Annotated in this window: 14 protein-coding genes and 2 pseudogenes; 5 read left to right on the forward strand and 11 right to left on the reverse strand. The window is 69.7% G+C overall.

The annotated features are described in order from the left end of the window. Window positions 1-12: 12 nt before the first annotated feature. Window positions 13-531: a MarR family winged helix-turn-helix transcriptional regulator gene (locus tag ACZ6X9_RS32095; RefSeq protein WP_469781553.1), complete on the forward strand. Its 519-nt coding sequence runs from the start codon at window positions 13-15 to the stop codon at window positions 529-531. A 77-nt stretch (window positions 532-608) separates the two neighbouring features. Here the strand turns inward: ACZ6X9_RS32095 and ACZ6X9_RS32100 are convergent, their stop codons facing one another. The 3 genes from ACZ6X9_RS32100 to ACZ6X9_RS32110 form a co-directional block, all read right to left on the reverse strand. Further along, on the reverse strand, window positions 609-3,404 hold the full coding sequence (locus ACZ6X9_RS32100) for a Tn3 family transposase (RefSeq protein ID WP_469781628.1): 2,796 nt from the start codon (window positions 3,402-3,404) through the stop codon (window positions 609-611). After that, window positions 3,320-3,820 (reverse strand): DUF4158 domain-containing protein, encoded by a 501-nt coding sequence (locus ACZ6X9_RS32105; protein ID WP_469781554.1) that lies wholly within the window; start codon window positions 3,818-3,820, stop codon window positions 3,320-3,322. Before ACZ6X9_RS32105 ends, ACZ6X9_RS32100 begins: the two co-directional genes overlap by 85 nt. A 698-nt stretch (window positions 3,821-4,518) precedes the next feature. After that, window positions 4,519-5,439, reverse strand: a complete 921-nt coding sequence (locus ACZ6X9_RS32110; RefSeq protein WP_469781555.1) for a hypothetical protein — start codon at window positions 5,437-5,439, stop codon at window positions 4,519-4,521. 273 nt (window positions 5,440-5,712) lie between these two features. Here ACZ6X9_RS32110 and ACZ6X9_RS32115 point away from each other — a divergent pair, with 273 nt between their 5' ends. The 3 genes from ACZ6X9_RS32115 to ACZ6X9_RS32125 all read left to right on the forward strand — a co-directional run bounded on the left by ACZ6X9_RS32115 (window position 5,713) and on the right by ACZ6X9_RS32125 (window position 7,193). Further along, complete coding sequence (locus ACZ6X9_RS32115) at window positions 5,713-5,895, forward strand: hypothetical protein (RefSeq protein WP_469781556.1); 183 nt, start codon at window positions 5,713-5,715, stop codon at window positions 5,893-5,895. Continuing rightward, complete coding sequence (locus ACZ6X9_RS32120) at window positions 5,892-6,137, forward strand: hypothetical protein (RefSeq protein ID WP_469781557.1); 246 nt, start codon at window positions 5,892-5,894, stop codon at window positions 6,135-6,137. Before ACZ6X9_RS32115 ends, ACZ6X9_RS32120 begins: the two co-directional genes overlap by 4 nt. Before the next feature lie 288 nt (window positions 6,138-6,425). Further along, entirely contained in the window at window positions 6,426-7,193 is a 768-nt protein-coding gene (locus ACZ6X9_RS32125; RefSeq protein WP_469781558.1) for a hypothetical protein, read from the forward strand. A gap of 94 nt (window positions 7,194-7,287) precedes the next feature. Here the strand turns inward: ACZ6X9_RS32125 and ACZ6X9_RS32130 are convergent, their stop codons facing one another. From ACZ6X9_RS32130 to ACZ6X9_RS32155, 6 genes and pseudogenes are all read right to left on the reverse strand, one after another. Then, entirely contained in the window at window positions 7,288-8,280 is a 993-nt protein-coding gene (locus tag ACZ6X9_RS32130) for an IS5 family transposase (RefSeq protein ID WP_469781559.1), read from the reverse strand. Between the two features lie 81 nt (window positions 8,281-8,361). Beyond that, a complete protein-coding gene (locus ACZ6X9_RS32135; RefSeq protein ID WP_469781560.1) occupies window positions 8,362-8,781 on the reverse strand; it encodes a RacP protein in 420 nt (139 codons plus the stop codon). Between the two features lie 2 nt (window positions 8,782-8,783). Beyond that, window positions 8,784-9,155 (reverse strand): annotated as a pseudogene (locus ACZ6X9_RS32140) (DUF6192 family protein); the annotation flags it as partial. Further along, on the reverse strand, window positions 9,154-11,589 hold the full coding sequence (locus ACZ6X9_RS32145; protein ID WP_469781561.1) for a tyrosine-type recombinase/integrase: 2,436 nt from the start codon (window positions 11,587-11,589) through the stop codon (window positions 9,154-9,156). The gene ACZ6X9_RS32145 and the pseudogene ACZ6X9_RS32140, both read right to left, overlap by 2 nt. Continuing rightward, window positions 11,586-12,830 (reverse strand): tyrosine-type recombinase/integrase, encoded by a 1,245-nt coding sequence (locus tag ACZ6X9_RS32150; protein WP_469781562.1) that lies wholly within the window; start codon window positions 12,828-12,830, stop codon window positions 11,586-11,588. Before ACZ6X9_RS32150 ends, ACZ6X9_RS32145 begins: the two co-directional genes overlap by 4 nt. A gap of 97 nt (window positions 12,831-12,927) precedes the next feature. Then, window positions 12,928-13,596: pseudogene (locus ACZ6X9_RS32155) on the reverse strand (DUF6192 family protein); the annotation flags it as partial. Window positions 13,597-14,222: 626 nt separating this feature from the next. Here ACZ6X9_RS32155 and ACZ6X9_RS32160 point away from each other — a divergent pair. Continuing rightward, window positions 14,223-15,008 carry a hypothetical protein gene (locus ACZ6X9_RS32160; protein ID WP_469781563.1) on the forward strand — a complete coding sequence of 262 codons (786 nt, stop codon included), beginning with the start codon at window positions 14,223-14,225 and terminating at the stop codon, window positions 15,006-15,008. A 39-nt stretch (window positions 15,009-15,047) separates the two neighbouring features. Here the strand turns inward: ACZ6X9_RS32160 and ACZ6X9_RS32165 are convergent, their stop codons facing one another. Both ACZ6X9_RS32165 and ACZ6X9_RS32170 read right to left on the reverse strand, forming a co-directional pair. Continuing rightward, a complete protein-coding gene (locus tag ACZ6X9_RS32165; protein ID WP_469781564.1) occupies window positions 15,048-15,329 on the reverse strand; it encodes a hypothetical protein in 282 nt (93 codons plus the stop codon). Continuing rightward, the gene (locus ACZ6X9_RS32170; protein WP_469781565.1) at window positions 15,298-15,906 is read right to left on the reverse strand and encodes a hypothetical protein; all 609 of its coding nucleotides are present in this window, start codon (window positions 15,904-15,906) and stop codon (window positions 15,298-15,300) included. The genes ACZ6X9_RS32165 and ACZ6X9_RS32170 overlap by 32 nt, the downstream gene beginning before the upstream one ends. Between the last annotated feature and the right edge of the window lie 93 nt (window positions 15,907-15,999).

The following is a 15,999-nucleotide window of genomic DNA, read 5'->3' on the forward strand; positions in this document are numbered from 1 at the left end:
AAGGGGGGCACCGTGAGCGACGACAAGACGCGCGTGGACCGGCGCAGAGAACTGCTGAACCACCTGCGCCGTTACGGAACCGACTACGAGGACCTGCGCCGCGCCTTCGCCGCCTGGCTGCAACTGCACCCCACCGACGCGAGCGCCCTCACCGAGATCGCCAACCAGGAACTCGCCGGCCGCCCGCTGACCCCCGCCGCCCTCGCCCGCCGCATCCACCTCTCACCAGGCGCCACCTCCAACCTGCTCAACCGGCTCGAAAAGGACGGCTACATCCACCGCAGCCGCGACGACAGCGACGGCCGCAAAGTCATCCTGCGCACAGGCGGCCACGCCGCCGAACTCGCCCACACCTTCTTCGACCCCGTCGCCGCACGCCTCGCCGCCGTCATGGACCACTACAGCGACGACCAGCTCCGCACCCTCGCCCGCTTCCTCGACGAGGTCCACCAGACCATGCGCGAGCTGCTCACCACACCCCCGCCAGAGGCGGCACGCCCAGACACGGAACCACGCCACACCGCACCCTGACACCGCCAACCGGCTGTGGGCACGCCGCACACTGGAACAGCTTCGCGCTGCCGGTGGAATAGCGCACAGCGGGCCGGTCAGGCCGCCTGGCCGTAGCCGTCCGGCGCAGGTGGCCCGTCGCCGCGCAGCGGGCTGAAGTCGACGTCCAGGTGCGGGTCGTATGCCTCGGGTACGAGGCCGAGCTCATGGGTGGAGTACTCGCCGAAGCGGCGGATGTGCTCCGTCAGATACGGCGAGATGTGGGCCAGGTCCTCGGGGTCGATGACGTGGCCTTCCTCTTGGAGGCGGCGCACGGTCTCGGCGATGTCCAGGGCGTTGTGGAAGATCACCGCGTTGGTGAGCAGCGCGTTGAACTTCGCGGTCTTCTCCTGCTCGACGGGGTCGTTGTCGGTGAGGACGCCGCCGTTGCCGAAGCCGATCCACTGCGAGAAGCCGTTGAACGCCTCGACCTTGTTCGTGGCGGCGGTCACCCGCCGGCGCAGCGGGGCGTCGGAGAGGTAGCGCAGCAGTTGGACGGTGCGCATCACGCGGCCGACTTCGCGGAAGGCGGTGTAGGTGGCGTTCTTGCGGGAGCCGGCGCGCAGGCGCCGCAGCAGCAGCGTGGAGGAGATGGCGCCTTCGCGCACGGAGACGGCCACGCGCATCAGGTGCCGGAACTGGGACTCGATCAGGCCCCAGTCGATGACGTTGCGTCCGCTCTCGCCGAACAGGGCGTCGATGTGCACGTACTCGGCTGTCTTCGTGGGCCGGTAGAAGGTCAGGTCCTTCCAGTTCCTGATCCTGGGCATCAGGTCGAAGCCCAGCAGGTGGGCGAGCGCGAAGACCGGGAACGATTGGCCCTGCGTATCGGCGTGCACCGTGGTCGGCTTCACCTCGGCCGTGTTCTTCAGCAGGCCCTCGATGATGTAGACGGCCTCCCATACCCCGCACGGGATGAAGTGCGTGAACAGCGCGATGTAGGTGTCGGAGATGTGGTGGTAGGCGATGCCGCCCGGCTTGCCGTAGCGCACGGACGTCTCGGCGAGCAGGTTGTTGAGGTAGGTGTCCATGTGGGTGCCGTCCGCGGCGACCGTGGAGCCGTCGCCCCATGCCTGGGAGATGTCCAGGCGGGCGTGCGCGTTGACCAGGTCGGCGATGGCCTCGTTCAGCGTGGGGATGGAGAAGTGCCGGTTCGCGGCCAGTGACAGCTCGTGCCCCGAGACGCCGGGGATGTGGCGGGCGGCCTCGTAGGGGCCCATGTTCGTGCCCTTGACGAACGTGGTGATCACGTACCGGCCGAAGGGGTCCTTCAGCTTCGGCTCGTTGCCGGAGGGAGGGCCGAAGCGGCGCCACCACTCCACCCAGTACGCCGTGCGGGAGACGATCCCGAGCAGGGACCGCTCCGGCATCCGGGCCTTGATCGCCTGCTCCAGGGCCTTCGCCGAGGCCCGCTGGCCCTCACAGCGGTGGGCCTTCAGGGAGGGGATACCGCTCTCGGGGTCGATGACCAGGCCCTCGTTGTCCGGGTACCCGGCGTCCGCCGCCGCGGCGGCCGCACTCAGCTTGTCCTCCAACTGCCGGCGGAACGTCACCGCGTCGTACGGCGCCGCGTCGCCGGGCTCGGCGAGGCCGACCTCCACCAGGTAGTCGCCCAGCTTCGCCTCGACGTCCTCCCACTCCAGGAGCTGCTCGCTCCAGTCGGCGTACTCCTCGGAGCCGGCCACCGCGACGTCACCGGTGCGCAGCTCCTCGGCGAGCGCGGCGAAGACCATCGCCTCGAAGTGCTTGCGCACGAAGGCCCCGGGCCGGTTCTTGTCGCGGACGGCCTTCTGCCAGTTCAGTGTGGCGAACGAGATGTCGACCGGGCGGCCGTCCGCGTGCCGCTCAGGGATGCAGTCGCGCAGGTGCTTGTGCCGGCGGGCGTGCGCGAGCGCGTCCAGGACCCGGTTGTCCTCGGAGGTCGCGGTCAGTTCCAGGCGGCCGGTCAGGTCGTACAGGGTGGAGCGGTCCTTGAGCAGGTGCCCGTACAGCAACACCTCCCAGTAATTGCCGTGATGGGCGGCGACCTTCTCGATCCGCTCGTACTGCCCCTCGAACCCGCCGAAGCCGTCCACCGCAGCCGCGGGCACTCCCAAGGCGCCGGCCTGCACCCGCAGCGCCTTGGCCATCGTGTGCAGCGCGGGCGCGAGCCCCTCGCCGAGCCGGGCCGCGACGACGCCCGGCGCGGCGTCCTGGTCGAGCTCTGCGACCGCCGTCAGGATCCCGGCGGTCCACGCCGCCGCCTTCTCCCGCGCCGCCTGCACGGGAGAGTCGGCGTCGATGTGCTTCAGCACCGTGCGGTAGTTCCCGATCAGCGCCTCGACCAGGGCCTGCTGCTGCTCCCGGATCTGCTCCAGCTCCGCTTTGGCCCGCTTGACCTGCAACGCGATCCGCTTGCAGAACATCGTGGTCAGGTCGTCCCTCGCCCGCATCCGTGCCTTGTGGACCAGGCACACCAGCAGCGCGAGCCGCTTCACCAGGTTGTAGTCCCGCAGCCCCGGCGCGTCCGCGGCGTCCGCCTCACCGGCGAAGTCCGTGATCTTCCCCGAGGCGACGCCGGCCAGCCACACCCCGCTCTCACCCAGCCCGTCCACCCACCCCAGGTGCTCGGCCTGGGCGCGAAAGTGCGACCACGTCGGGGCCTTCGCCGACTGCTTCAGCCGGTTGTACTTCGTGGTGCCGCAGGTGTCCTTCTCCGACAGCAACGCCAGCAGCCGTTCGCGGTGGGCCTCGCTGAGCTGGTCGTGGATGCCGATGCAGATCGAGGCGTTCACCTCGGTGCGGACCTTCGCCGCGAGCGCGTCCAGCGTGGTGAAGCCCGGCAGCTCCAGCCCGGCCTCGACGACCTTCTCCAGCGCGAGTTGATCAGGTCCGCCGGACGGTTCTTCACCGCCGCCTCGCTCCGCATGACCGCCTCGGCGATCTTCCGGGCCTTCGCCTTGTCGTAGGTCAGGCCCGTCCGCCGGCGCACGGCGGTCCGCTGCCGCTCCGCCGTACGGTTCGCGGCCCTCGCCACCGTGCCCTGCGGCAGGTCCACCGCACGGCGGACGAAGTCGACCACCGTCTCCGGGATCTCGTCCAGCTTCGGGAAACACCCCATGCGCTGGTACGACTTCAGCGCCAGGAGCTGGGCCAGGAGGTGCTCGTCGCAGTCGGTCCGGGCGGCGGCCCACTCGACCTCGTCCCGACTCGGCGCGAAGAACAGATGCAGCTCATGCGCGGTGATCAGCCGCTTGAACCGCGGATACGCGGTCCTCTCGATCGAGGTCACAACCCACCCCGCCCCAGACGAAACCCAACATCACCAGCAACGACACCAGGCCGAACGGGTGACGGTGCGGGGCACTCATCACTTCAAGATCATTCCGTGGCGGGTTCCTGGCGTATCTGGGTCATGCCCCACGAAGGCGAGTTCCCCCGAGGTTGACGACAGCGGGGCTATGCTCGCCACCGGCGCACCGCGGTGCGCCCCCTCTCCGAGGACAGTTGTCCGGACGCTCGCCCAGGGCGCCCGGCACGGGCGTCCTCCGGAGCGCCACCGGCCATGGCGCGTCGAGAGGAGGGGGCGCGCCTATGGGGCGTCACTCGAAGGAGCGGCCGAAGCGGCTGTCCCGGGAAATCACCGGGCACGCAGTGCGGCGGGCTGGCTGGGCGGTGTTCACCGCCCTGGTCGGCTGCCTCGCGCGTGAGGGTCTGGATCAGGCCCTGAGCTGCGAGGACGGTCCTCTGTCCCACCACCAGCGTGGGGCAGAGGACCGGTAGCTCCTCAGGCCCCCGGTGTGCGGACTGGCCTCCGTCGCGCCGGGGGTTCGCCGTAACCGGTGGCCCGGTTCCGGTGTCACACTCCAACTTACCGCGGTGGAGGGATCTGCGCCCCGACCGTCACGTCACGACGTCCTCCTCGACGCCGGTTTGCTCGGGCAGGAGGTCGGTGACCCTTGCCGGGAGCGGGTCGCCGGAGGGTTGGTCCTAGCTCGGCTGGGCGGGCGCAGCAGCCTGTCGGAGCGCCATCGCGGCCGTCTCTTCGTCCTGGTCGTCGCCGTCGTTGACGAGGGGGGTGGGGGAGTGGGCGATGGCGTCGGCGGACAGGGTGGGGGCGATGTCCCGGAGGGCGGGGTGGAGGGCGGCGACGGTGCGGACGATGCGGAGGACGGCGTTGTCGGAGGAGGAGCGCCTGTCGCGGCGGGCGTCGGCGTCGCCGCCGAGGGCGCGGCCGGTGCGGCTGGTGAAGAGTGGGCCGTGGTCCTCGTAGGTGCCCCACTTCTCCTTCGTGACCCGGTGGGGGAGGTACTCGTCGATGGCCCAGACGAAGTCGGGGCACAGCGTCACGAACGCCTTCGCGGTGCGGCTGGCGTTCTTCTGGGGGACACCCCAGCGGGTGCGGTGCTGTTCGTCGTAGCGGTCTTCCAGGAGGAGGCCGGTGATCTGTCCGGGGCGGAGCTGGGTGGGGGCGTTCATCAGGGCGTAGATGATGGCGCGGTCACGCGGGGCGGCGTACCGGTCCGCGGCCTCCTTGAGGCGGAGCATGCCGGCGGCATCGAGGCCGCCGGGGCGCGGAGAGCGGTCGTCAGAGACGAAGCGCTGCCAGTTCTTGAGCAGCTCCTTGTACGTGCCGGCGGGGACGAGGTCGCGTCCTTCGAGGTAGCGGTAGAAGCTGCGGACGATGCCGACGGCCTGGTCGCGGCTGGCGGCGGCGCGGGCGTGGTGGACGGCGAAGTTCTGGATGTCCATCTGGCTCGGCTGCCACACCAGTTCGCCGGCCCAGTCGGCGTAGGCGACCAGGGTCTCGCGATACCGGTAGACGGATTCGTCGGAGAACACCCCGGAGGCGGTCGAGTGGGGGCCGGCCACGAACGCTTCGACCAGGTCGAGCACTGCATCATCGGTCACGACGCACGACTGTAAAGACCAGGACTGAATGTCGGGTAACAGACTCAGAGCCCCCACCCATCCCAGGTGAGCCGTGGTCGAGGTGGTGTTCCACGGGGACGGCGTGGGGCGGGGCGGGCGGCGCTGCCGGGTGGGTGGTGGGGGCGGGTCTGTTACCCGACATTGAGGCCACTGGTCGAGGCGGGCGTCCAAGGGCTGTGATCCCACGGCGGGCGGACCCGCTGTCAGTGGTGGATGCGATCCTGGGGAACCCGTAAACCCGCAGCTCAGCGGATGACCCACACCAGGAGCACGACCATGCACATCAACTACAAGGTGCACTGGACCCCCGCCGACGGCACCGCACGCCGCACCTCCGCCGTCTCCTACGACCTGCCCTCCGCGCAGCACCGGCAGGCAGACCTTGAGCGCCAGGGCGCCCTCGACGTGGAGATCGAGAAGATCACCCTCAGATGACCGACCCCGACGACCAGCCACCCCTCCCCCACGCCGACGAGTACCACGTCCTCCTCCGCTTCCACCCCGACGGACCCGCCGTCCAAGGAACCTGGACCAGCGGCGCCACGGCGCTGGAGAAGCACAACCGACTGGTCGGCACGTACGGCAGCATCCCCGACGTCACCATCACCATCGAAGCCGAGACCGCCGGCGTCCGGACGACGGTCAAGCAGTGGACCGTCGAGGACCCACAGCACTGACGCCGGGTCCGCCGGCTCCACTCCACGGCCGACCTCCCGGGGCAGATTCGTGGGTGTTTCTGAACTAGTGGCGGGTGGCGGTGTTCTCATAAAGGAATGTGGCCGGTGCCAGCCCGCCCAAGAGCCGCCAGCACCGTCCGGATACTCCCCAGCCCCCACTGGCCGGATGAGCCTCTAGCGTTCTGTCATGGTTTGGCCACTAGTCACCCTTGCAGGCGTATCAGTCGACTGTGACTCTTATGGAGGGGTTTGCGCGAGGCGTCCCCAGGGATGAGCTGAGGTGATCAGGTGTCCACCGCCGCTGACGAGAAGACCTGGCCTGACAGCAAGCAGCCTGACAACAAAGGGGTCGACAACAAGATCCGCGAGGGGGGTTTCGACCCCATCGGGAAAAAGCCGCTGAAAGAGGGCTACGTCCTTGGCCAAGTCGACTACCAGACCGAGGACGGCCGCAAGCTCCTGGAAGCTGGCCTTGGAGGGGGGCTGGGGCCGCCGATGCAGTACAAGGTGCTGATCCGCCCTGAGGTGATGACCTTCACCCCTGGTCCCTTCGCCGCGGTCGGCGACGCCTACATCAACTGCACTGACAACGCGGCGGGCCGCGGAGTCGGCTGGAAGCAAACCGTCTCGACCACGACGAGCTTCTCTGTCAGCGCTACCGTTTCGGCGACGCTCTATGAGGTCGTCAAGGTCTCAGTGACGGCATCGTTCGGGATGTCGTGGACTGTCTCCCAAGAGTTCAGCGACACCTACAACATGACGGTCTCACCGAAGCACATCGGGTGGCTCGAACGCAGCCCGGCTCTGCAGACCATCACCGGAGAAATCTGGATCTTCTTCATGAATTTTGCTTGGTGGGGGCGAGGCAGCATCACCGGGCTTGCCACTGACGGCCGCCCCGCCGGAGCACTGGTCGCCAAGCAACGACGACTCACCGCTCAAGAGGAAACGAGCTGGTGCCAGACGTGCAGGGATGGCGAAGGCGCAACCCCGGACACTATCCCCGCTGCCGTGGCAGCCATGCTGCCAACCGCCTCCACCGCCTTCCTCACCTGACATCGTGTACGGACCCGCGCGGCGCACTCGGTGCTCGACGTCCTGGTGACCGAGGACCCTCGTCCCTGGCGACAGCCGGCGCCGAGGCCCTCCTTCAGGCTCGGCCCTGGAGGAGGGCCTCGGCCTCTGCGGCGGGGCGGCCGTCCGTCGGACCGGCCCTCGTGACGTCGCGCGGGGACGGAACGCGTGATGATGGAGGTGCGGCAGGGACCGCGGCACCTTGCGCCTTCATCCGCGCGGCCGCTGTCGTCTCCGTGGTCTTCCGCGACCAGGGGATCCGTGGGCTCGTCCTGGTCAGGCGGCGGGTCATCAGCGTGATCGCCGCCCAGGTGATCAGCGTCTCCGAGTGCTGAACGAGCCGTTCGTAGTCGCGCGCGTGCCGGCGGGCGCGCATCATCCACGCCAGCGATCTCTCGACAATCCAACGACGGGGCAGGATCACGAAGCCGGAGGCGTCCCGGGGCCGGGAGACGGTCTTGACCGTCAGGTTCAGGTGCCGCTTCGCCCAGGTCACGAGCTTGCCCGCGTAGGCGGAATCCGCCCAGACGATCGTGATCTCCGGGTGCATCAGGCGGAGCCGGAACAGCACCTCCTTCGCCGCCGCCGAATCGTGCAGGTCCGCCGGCGTCACCATCACCAACAGGGGCAGGCCACGGGTATCGACGACCAGGTGCCGCTTCCTGCCATTGATCTTCTTGCCCGGGTCGTAGCCGCGACTCGCCCGGCTGACGGTCTCGGCGGCCTTCACCGACTGCGAGTCGATGATCGTGGCCACCGCCCGCGGGCTCTTACCCATCTGCCGACGGACCCGCCCGGCCAGCGCGTCACGGATCTGCCCGACGACCCCGCGCGCCGCCCACCGCGCCATAAACCCCCAAACCGTCCGCCATGGAGGGAAGTCGACGGGAAGGGCCCTCCACTTGCAGCCGGTATCCACCACATAACGGATCGCGTCCACGATCTCCCGGCGCGGGTGCTTCTCCGGCCTCCCACCGGCCTGCGTCTCGCAGGCCGGCACCGGCAAAAGCGGCTCGATCAGCGCCCACTCGGCGTCGGTGGTGTCCGAGGGATAACGGCGGCGACGCATCGGCGGCCTCCCTTCGGCGAGCCTGCGCGGGGGCCGACCGGCGAAGCCGGGCGGCCCCCGCGGGGAGGGGAAGGGGAGAGGTCAGGAGCTTTTGATCAGGTCGAGGGTGGCTTCGATGGAGTTGAGCTGGGCGACGAGGTGCCTCACCCACTTGTCGTTCGGGTGGACGGCGGCGTGAGGGCCGACCGTGCCGGTGATGAACCGGCGGAACTCCGTCAGCTTCTCGCTGACCATCGCCCGTTCGTACGCCTCCAGCGCGGCCCGCTCGGCCCCCAGTTGATAGCCGGTCGCCCGTGTCCAGATCAGCGGCGGCCAGCCCTTCTCTGCCGCCAGGTCGCGCAGGGCGGCCAGCCCGTCGCGGACCTGGTGCGGAGAAAGGTCGGCCGCCCGCACGAGCTGGTGGAAATCCAGGCCGGCCGGGCGAGCCTCGAAGAGGACGAACCGGATCGTGTCCGCGTGCCGCCTCGCTGCATCGCCCCGTCGCCGTGAGGCGCAGGGCACGGCTACTCGCCCTTCAGCAGCCGGGCCAGCGCCTCGTCCATGTCGACCTTGCCCGTGTCGACGGCCTGTTCGATCCAGTCGAGCGTCGCGCGCACCTTCGCGACGTTGGAGTGCACGATCGCGCGTTCGTCGTCGTTGAAGGTGCGGTCGCGCAGGCCCGGGACGGTGCGGCCGGCCGCGGCGACGAACGAGTGGCAGGCGGTGACCAGGTCCAGGAACTCCACCGACCGGTCGATGTGCCGCACGGCCGGCGCGACCGGGCTCGTGCGCTCGAAGTCCTCGCGGGCCTGCCGGTGCCGCTCGTTTTGCGCGTGGTTGACGTGGAAGCGGGCGGTGTCGTCGTTATCCGGACTACGGGCTGGCCGTGTGAGCTCAGATGTCGACGTGCGGCCGGGGGATCGAGGGCATGCCGAGTTCGGTGACCTGGTGGTCGTTGCCGTGGGCGCGTCGCAGGCTTCTGTCGAGAGCTGCGAGCTTCTCCTTGCCCTTGGTCAGGCTGACCTGAAGGCCCTGGACTTCGCCGAGCCAGCCGTTTATGCGGGCCTCGGCGATGCGGTCGTCGAGGTTGTGGATGATCTCGACGAGACGCGTGCGCTGGCGCGGTGAGACCTGCAGCATCGGGCATCTGATGCACGAGTGCTCGTGCCGACAAGGGGTTCCGTAGGGGCGGGCGCAATCGCCCAATTCGAGCTTGCGGGTGTGGAAGTGCTGCTGGAACTCGCGCCATTCGTCCTCGGTAGGCTCGCGGTACTCCTCGGCGGGCCGGACGGCCCGGCGCTGGTCGAGGAAGGCTCGGTAGGAGCGGATCAGGTCGTCCTGGAACACGGCGACGTAGGCTTCCGTGGTGGTCAGCGAGGCATGGCCGAGCACCCGGGCCGCGATGTGGACCGGCAGTCCGCCGGCAACGGCTTCGGTCGCGAAGATCCTTCGGAAGTCGTGGGGCGTGTAGTTCAGGGGCTGGCCGGTCGGGTCGGTCAGCGAGGCCCGGGACAGGGTGTCGTTGAGCAGTTGGTAGACCATGTTGGTGGTGATGACGTCGCGCTTCCAGCCGACGCGGCGCTGGAAGAGATGCGGCAGGGGCAGGCCGGTGACCAGCTCGTGGGGGTCGTAGCGGGCGACGAGCGGGACGGTGCCGTCGTTGTCCCCGCGGAGCCGGCTGATGACGGTGGCGAGGACGCTGGCCAGCTCGGGGCTGACGAGCAGGAGCCGTTCCTCGTTGCTCTTGGACGGGACGACCTGCAGCAGCGGGACGACCTCGCCGGTGTCGGCGAGTCGGTAGGACACCAGCGCCAGTTGGGTCAGCTCCAGGAGCTCTTCGAGGCGGATACCGGTGTGCCGCAGGGTCTCGATGACCGCCCAGGCCCAGAACGCCTCGTCCTCGCTGCGGGTGAGGTCCAGTTGCTCGCCGGTGGCGAGGTCCTGGGCGAGCACGATGGTGGGCCGGTAGTGGAGGCGCTTCCTGGTCTGGTCGTGCTTCCTGTCCATGCGCCGGTAGTGCCGGCCGTCGTGGGTGAAGGTGTCGCCGATCGCGGTGGCTTCGGCTGCTGAGAGCAATCGTCGCTGGTCGGCGTGGTGCTGTTCGGTGGCGGCGACGAGTTCGGGCAGGCGGGGAAGGCGTTCGCGCACGCGCTGGTGCATCTTGGCGCGGGCCTTCTTCTTGACCTTGGTGAAGCCACCCGTGTCGGAGCGGCGGACCGGGCTGGGGACGGCCCAGGCTGCCCAGCTCGGGTCCTCAAGCGCCCATTCGGCGATGTCGAGGTGGAAGGCGCGGACCGCGGCCAGGACGCTGACCCAGTTCTCTCGGGGGACGGGGGCCCTGCCCTCGCGGGCGATCACCTTCACCCGTTGTTTCCATGCCTCGGCGGCCTCCGGGGTCAGGTGCAGGCTGGAGATCCCGGGATGGTGCTTCTCGATGTCGGCCCAGAAGGCGCCCACGAGCTGGCTGGCGAGGCCGGACAGGGAGCTGTAGTCGAGGGAGGCACGGCGTTCGTCGAGGTAGCGCACGAGGAGGTCCCGGACAGGTCCCGGCCGGATGCCGTACCGGTCGACGAGTTCCGTCGTGGGCAGCGGCCCGCGTGCGAGCGTCCGGCGAAGGGACAGTCTCTCGGTCAGCACCCCGACGTCGCGCGCCAAATCCCAGGCGGCATGCAGCCCGGCGGGTGCCTTGGCGAAGGTCTCCCTGTGCCACTCGTGGTAGCTGATCAGGTCGTCGGCGGTGACCTGGGCGAGTTCACGGCCGGTGCGGAAACAGACCTTCACCAGGCTGTTCTCAGCCGTGGCCAGATGGCTGGGGATCACTCCGCGGGCCAGCCCGGCCTGCCGGAACTGCTCGAACAGCTCGGCGCCGAACTCCTGCTTGGCGTGACGGTAGAGCCCCGAGGAGCGGTAGCACTGGAGGAACTCGTAGCTCGGCCGCACCACCCTGGCCAGCAGAATGCAGGCCAGGCCCTCCGTCGTGGTCTCGCGCCGCGTCGCTTCGAGGCGCCCGTAGCCAGTCGTGACCTGGTCGATCCACCCGGTGCCGCGGTCAGCTCCCGAGTTGATCCAGCGTTCCTGCCACCCGCCGCCCGGGAAGGTCAGCAGCCAGTCCAGGACCCGGGTGGTCCCGCGCGAGCGGTCGGTACGTTTACTCCGGTTGCGTTTGCCGATCGGCGGCGGGAAGAAGGCCAGCGACGGCAGCAGCTCCAGCACTCCCTCGACGGGGAGGCTGTCGAACGGGCAATGCTCCGGAGCGGTCGTCCGCCGGGAGGCGAGCGGAGGAGCCGACGAAGTGGGACCGACCGGTCCGGCGGTCGTGGTCACGGTCATTGCGGGCGACCTCCGAAGAGCACGGCCAGGTCGGCAGCGTGGTAGCCGGCCGCGACCGGCGGTGCGGGCTGGCGAGCTCGTTCCTCCCGCTGAGCCAGGTGCTCGGCGACGCGGCGGATCACCACGGCCTCGTCCTCGATGAGGTAGACGTCCGCGGTGGTGCTGAGGTGGGCGTGGCCCAGGATCGTCTGCACGTCGAGCAGGGTCAGGTTCCTGTCCCGGCTCATCCGCAGCGCGGCGGTGTGCCGCAGGTCGTGCATCGTGTAGTTCGTGCCCAGCACCGCGTTGACCCGGCGGAACACCGCCCGCAGGGCCTCGTAGTTCATCGGCTGGCGCCGCAGCCCGTCGCCGCGGTCACGACGGCGAAGCGTCCACCAGACCGAGTCGTTCGGCCCCAAGGGGCCGAGGTCGGCCAGGTAGAGGCGGAGCCAGACGAACGCGTCCGGGCTGGCCGGCAGCCACTGCAGATCGTCGCAGCCCTTGCGGCTGACTCGGACCAGTTGGTCGCCCCAGTCCAGATCGACACCCCGGATGCCGAGGAGTTCACTGGCCCTGGCCGCGTTGCTGATGTCCAGGGAGAGGAGTGCCCGGTCGCGGTTGGAGCGCAGGGCGCCGAAGATCGCGTTCCACCGTTCGTCGGGGATCTCGCGCGGCCTGCTCTTGGGGACCTTGGGGTTGTAGCGGACCCGGCCCTCCGGCCGGAAGGGTTCGAGCGGGTTGTGGTGGGCGTTCGGCCGGCCGCCACGGCGGTCCAGCGGGACGGGGTTGACCAGGGGCCCGTGCCCGGTCTCGATCCAGAACTCGTAGAAGCTGCGGATGACCGCGTTGCTGTGCCGGATCGTCCGGGGCTGGTACTGGTCGTTCAGGTTGGGCTTGCGGGTGACCGGGTTGACCGTGCCCGCGGTCGCCGCCGATCTCGTGCGTGGTGAGTTGCGCGGCTTGGACGTCTGCCGCAGCCAGAGCACCAGGTCACGTACCTCCGCCGAGGTGGCTCTGTTCCATTCGACGTCGACGACGAGCAGCCATCGCCACCACCGCAGCAGCGCGTACGCGTAGCTGCGGACCGAGCCGGGCCGGTTCCGTGCCACGAAGTCGTGTAGGTAGCGGCGGACCGGGGCCACCGGCGTCCCGTCCGGGGCCACCACCAGCCAGGGCACGACGCCCTCGGCCGGGACTACCCTGCCCCACTTCGGCAGGCGGATGGCAACGAGATCCCGCTCCACCTCGTCCAGCGACCTCACCCGTTTCTCCTTCTCATCACGGGTGAGGTCTACCGGTCAGCCAGCACGTGCTCCGTCCAGCACCGCGGTGTGTCGCCTGGTAGTCCGGTCAACGGGCACTCATCACCCGGAACGCGACGTCCGGGCGCCGCAGCAGGCCCGTGACCGCCGTCGTGGCCACCGCCTCGTCCCGGGTGAACTCCTCCACCACCCGGACCTTCTCGCTCTCCGGCACCCGCGCCGCGACCGTGGGCCGCTTGAGGAAGTCCGAGGTCACCGCCGCGGCGACCTCCTCGTCCCGGGCCAGGGTGTGGATCGCGGTGATCTTCTCCTGCGGCGTCTCGGGGTGCTCGACCTGGCGCCCGACCAGCCGGTTGGCCTCGTCGACAGTCCAGCGACTCTTGCCCGCGGGCGGGTTCTTGATCGCGGCGAACCGCTCTTCCTCGTCAGGAATGCTGCCCAGGACCCGGTGAACGGTGAAGGACACCCCCGGCTGACGATGTTCCTTCGGCCACCGCGACGCCGTCCAGCGGGCGTTCTCCACCGTCGCGCGGCGCAGGCCGATGTCCTCCGCCAGCCGGCCCAGGGCCTGGCGGACGGTGAACAGCTCCCGGCCGGGAAGGGCCGCCCCCTCGTCGGCGACGCGCATCGGCTCGATCTCCAGAGCCCGGTCACCGATCGTGAACTGCCCTTGGGTCTGCTGTTCGACGACCTGCCGCAGCTCGGCCACGATCTCCTCGTAGCGCGACTGGCTGACGGCTCCGACCTTCTCGATCTCCTCGGACATGGCTTCCACCATCCCAAGTACGGGCCAGGGCACGGCACTTCGGGCCGCGACGGGACCAGGCCCGCATCCGGAAACCGAGACTCCGCCCGAAAATCCGAAGATCGCAACAAACGACTGAAAGAGCCCAAATGTGTTCGAAGGCGACCGGAGAGGTGTTCGCGCTGCGGTTACCGTGACCGTTCGCCGAACGGTTCGTTCCGGCTTCTCCAGGCCCTCACCTTGCACCGCGGCGAGCAGTACACCGCCGATGACCGCCGGTCCACACCCGCGATCCACCGGCCCCCGCACACCGGGCACACCGCCTCGCCGACGCCCTCCCGCACGGCCGCCAGCCGCCTGCGCAACCGCCGCTCCACCCGCCACTGCCTGGCCCGACACGCCGACGAGCAGAACACCGCCTCCGGCCGGACCCCCGGCCGCAGCCGCTCACCACACGCCCGGCAGACCCGCTCCCCAGCCCGCCCCGCGACCTCGGACACAGGGCCAGCGTAGGCCGCCTACCCGCTCTCGGACCGGGGATCGAAAACACGCACTCAGCGCAATGGTCACCCGGACCGCCGAAGACCTCGTCGACGCCCCCCTCGTTGAGAACAGCGATCCCCCTCGCTCTTCCCCGGGAGTCGAACATGCCCGAGCCCGTCGACATCTCCGCACTGGGGCTGAGAATCCTCCACCGCCCGGTGGTCAGTGCCACGGTCGAGCTGACCCGAGTACACGGGAGCATGGAGGAACTCGGCGAAACCCTCACGGAGAGCTTCGGCCCCGAAGGCCAGTGGTGCGTGGTGGGCACCGACCTGCACACGATCAGCACCGACGACGACCAAGAAATCCGCCTGCGCCCCGCCGGCACCGCCGCCTGGCACGCCGAGTACTTCGGGGCCGCCTGGGGCGGCGACAGCAGGTACGCGGAGGTACCGGCGACACGACGCGCCGACGTCGCCGCCTACATCGACCGGCGCCAAGAGGTGGACCTGGCGCTCCTCCAGGACTCCCATCTGCGCGCCGCAGCCGCCGAGGGCGGGCCCCCCGCAGTCGACGCCCTGATCCGCCGACACGTGGAACTACTCGACCAGTGGTACACCGCGCTGGGGGACCTCCACACCACCCTTCTCATCACCTGCGAACGGCGCCTGCCCGCGTGGGCCCTGCGGCTCATGCGCCACGAGCTCGCCGACTTCAACGGCGCTCGAGAGTGGCTCACCAGCGCGGTAACCACCTACCACCACGGCTCGGCCGGCCAGCGCCCGGACACGATCTGGGGGAGCCTTTGCTACCACTTCCCCCACGGATCGATCGAACTGTGCGACCACGACGACGCAGACGAGCTCAGCGAGGAAAACGCTCAGCCGCGCGCGGCGTCGGAGCACCTGACCGGGTCACCGAACGAGGCGGCCGTGCCGCTGCCGGGGTGAAGCGGCAGTGCTCCGGCGTCGTCGAGCGCGCCGGCCGGGTCAACCGTCGAGGTCCCGGCGAACGTCCTCGACCAGGAGCTCCTGGATCTCGGCACTGAGCTGGTCCTCGACGGCCCACAGCCCCACCAGTTGGGTCTGTGCGGCCCCCAGCCGGTGCAGGGCTTCGCGCAGGCCCGCGAGGCTCTGACGCGCCTGGCCGCCCGCGGCCGTGCAGCCGCTCGCACCGGCGACGTGAAGGACGTCCTCCGCTCGGCGGACCAGCCGGAACCTGCCCGTTGAGGCTTCAAGATCATCCCGTGGCCCCCCGGACCAGTGCCGCATCCCCTGCAACTCGCTCCAGGCGGTCGGCCTGAGCTCGGGCCAGGGCAAGCAGAATCCGAGCACTGTCCTGGTTCTTGTCCGCGTCGAAGAAGGTCAGCCTGACCCTGACGGTGCCCACCCGGAACACCATCTCCGTTTCCGGAGGACCATAGCGGGCGGCCGGGACGGCATAGGCGACGCTGTCCTCGCCGACCCGCGGCATGGCGATCTCCTGGGTGCCCTCCGGCGCCTTGCTCCTGCTCCTGGACACTTTCTCGGCGCTCTGCCGGTCCGGATACGCCAGCAGCCTCCAGTGCACGATGCCGGTGTCGCCCGGCGCCTTGTACTGCGCATCCGCAGTGGCGTGGAACTGGGAGCAATCTCCCTGCGCGTCATCCTTCGCGCACCACCGCTCGCGCGGGACCTCCCTGGCCTCCGGCCGTACGACGCCCACCCGCCAGCCGGGCGGCAGGCCCTGAAGATCCGGCAGAGCCTTCCGCAACGCCTCCGCGTCAAACGCCCGCTCAGGATCCGCAGCCGCCTCCCCACCACCGCCACAACCCGTCACGCCGAACAGCACCAACCCCGCCGCCAGCACCCCCGCACGCGAACGCGCCCCCCACCTCATGCCCCGCACGGTCCCCCCTCATCAATGATCACCTCGGACCGCGACCGAGCATAGGGCGCAAGC

Source organism: Streptomyces sp. NPDC052910 (genome assembly GCF_055585605.1).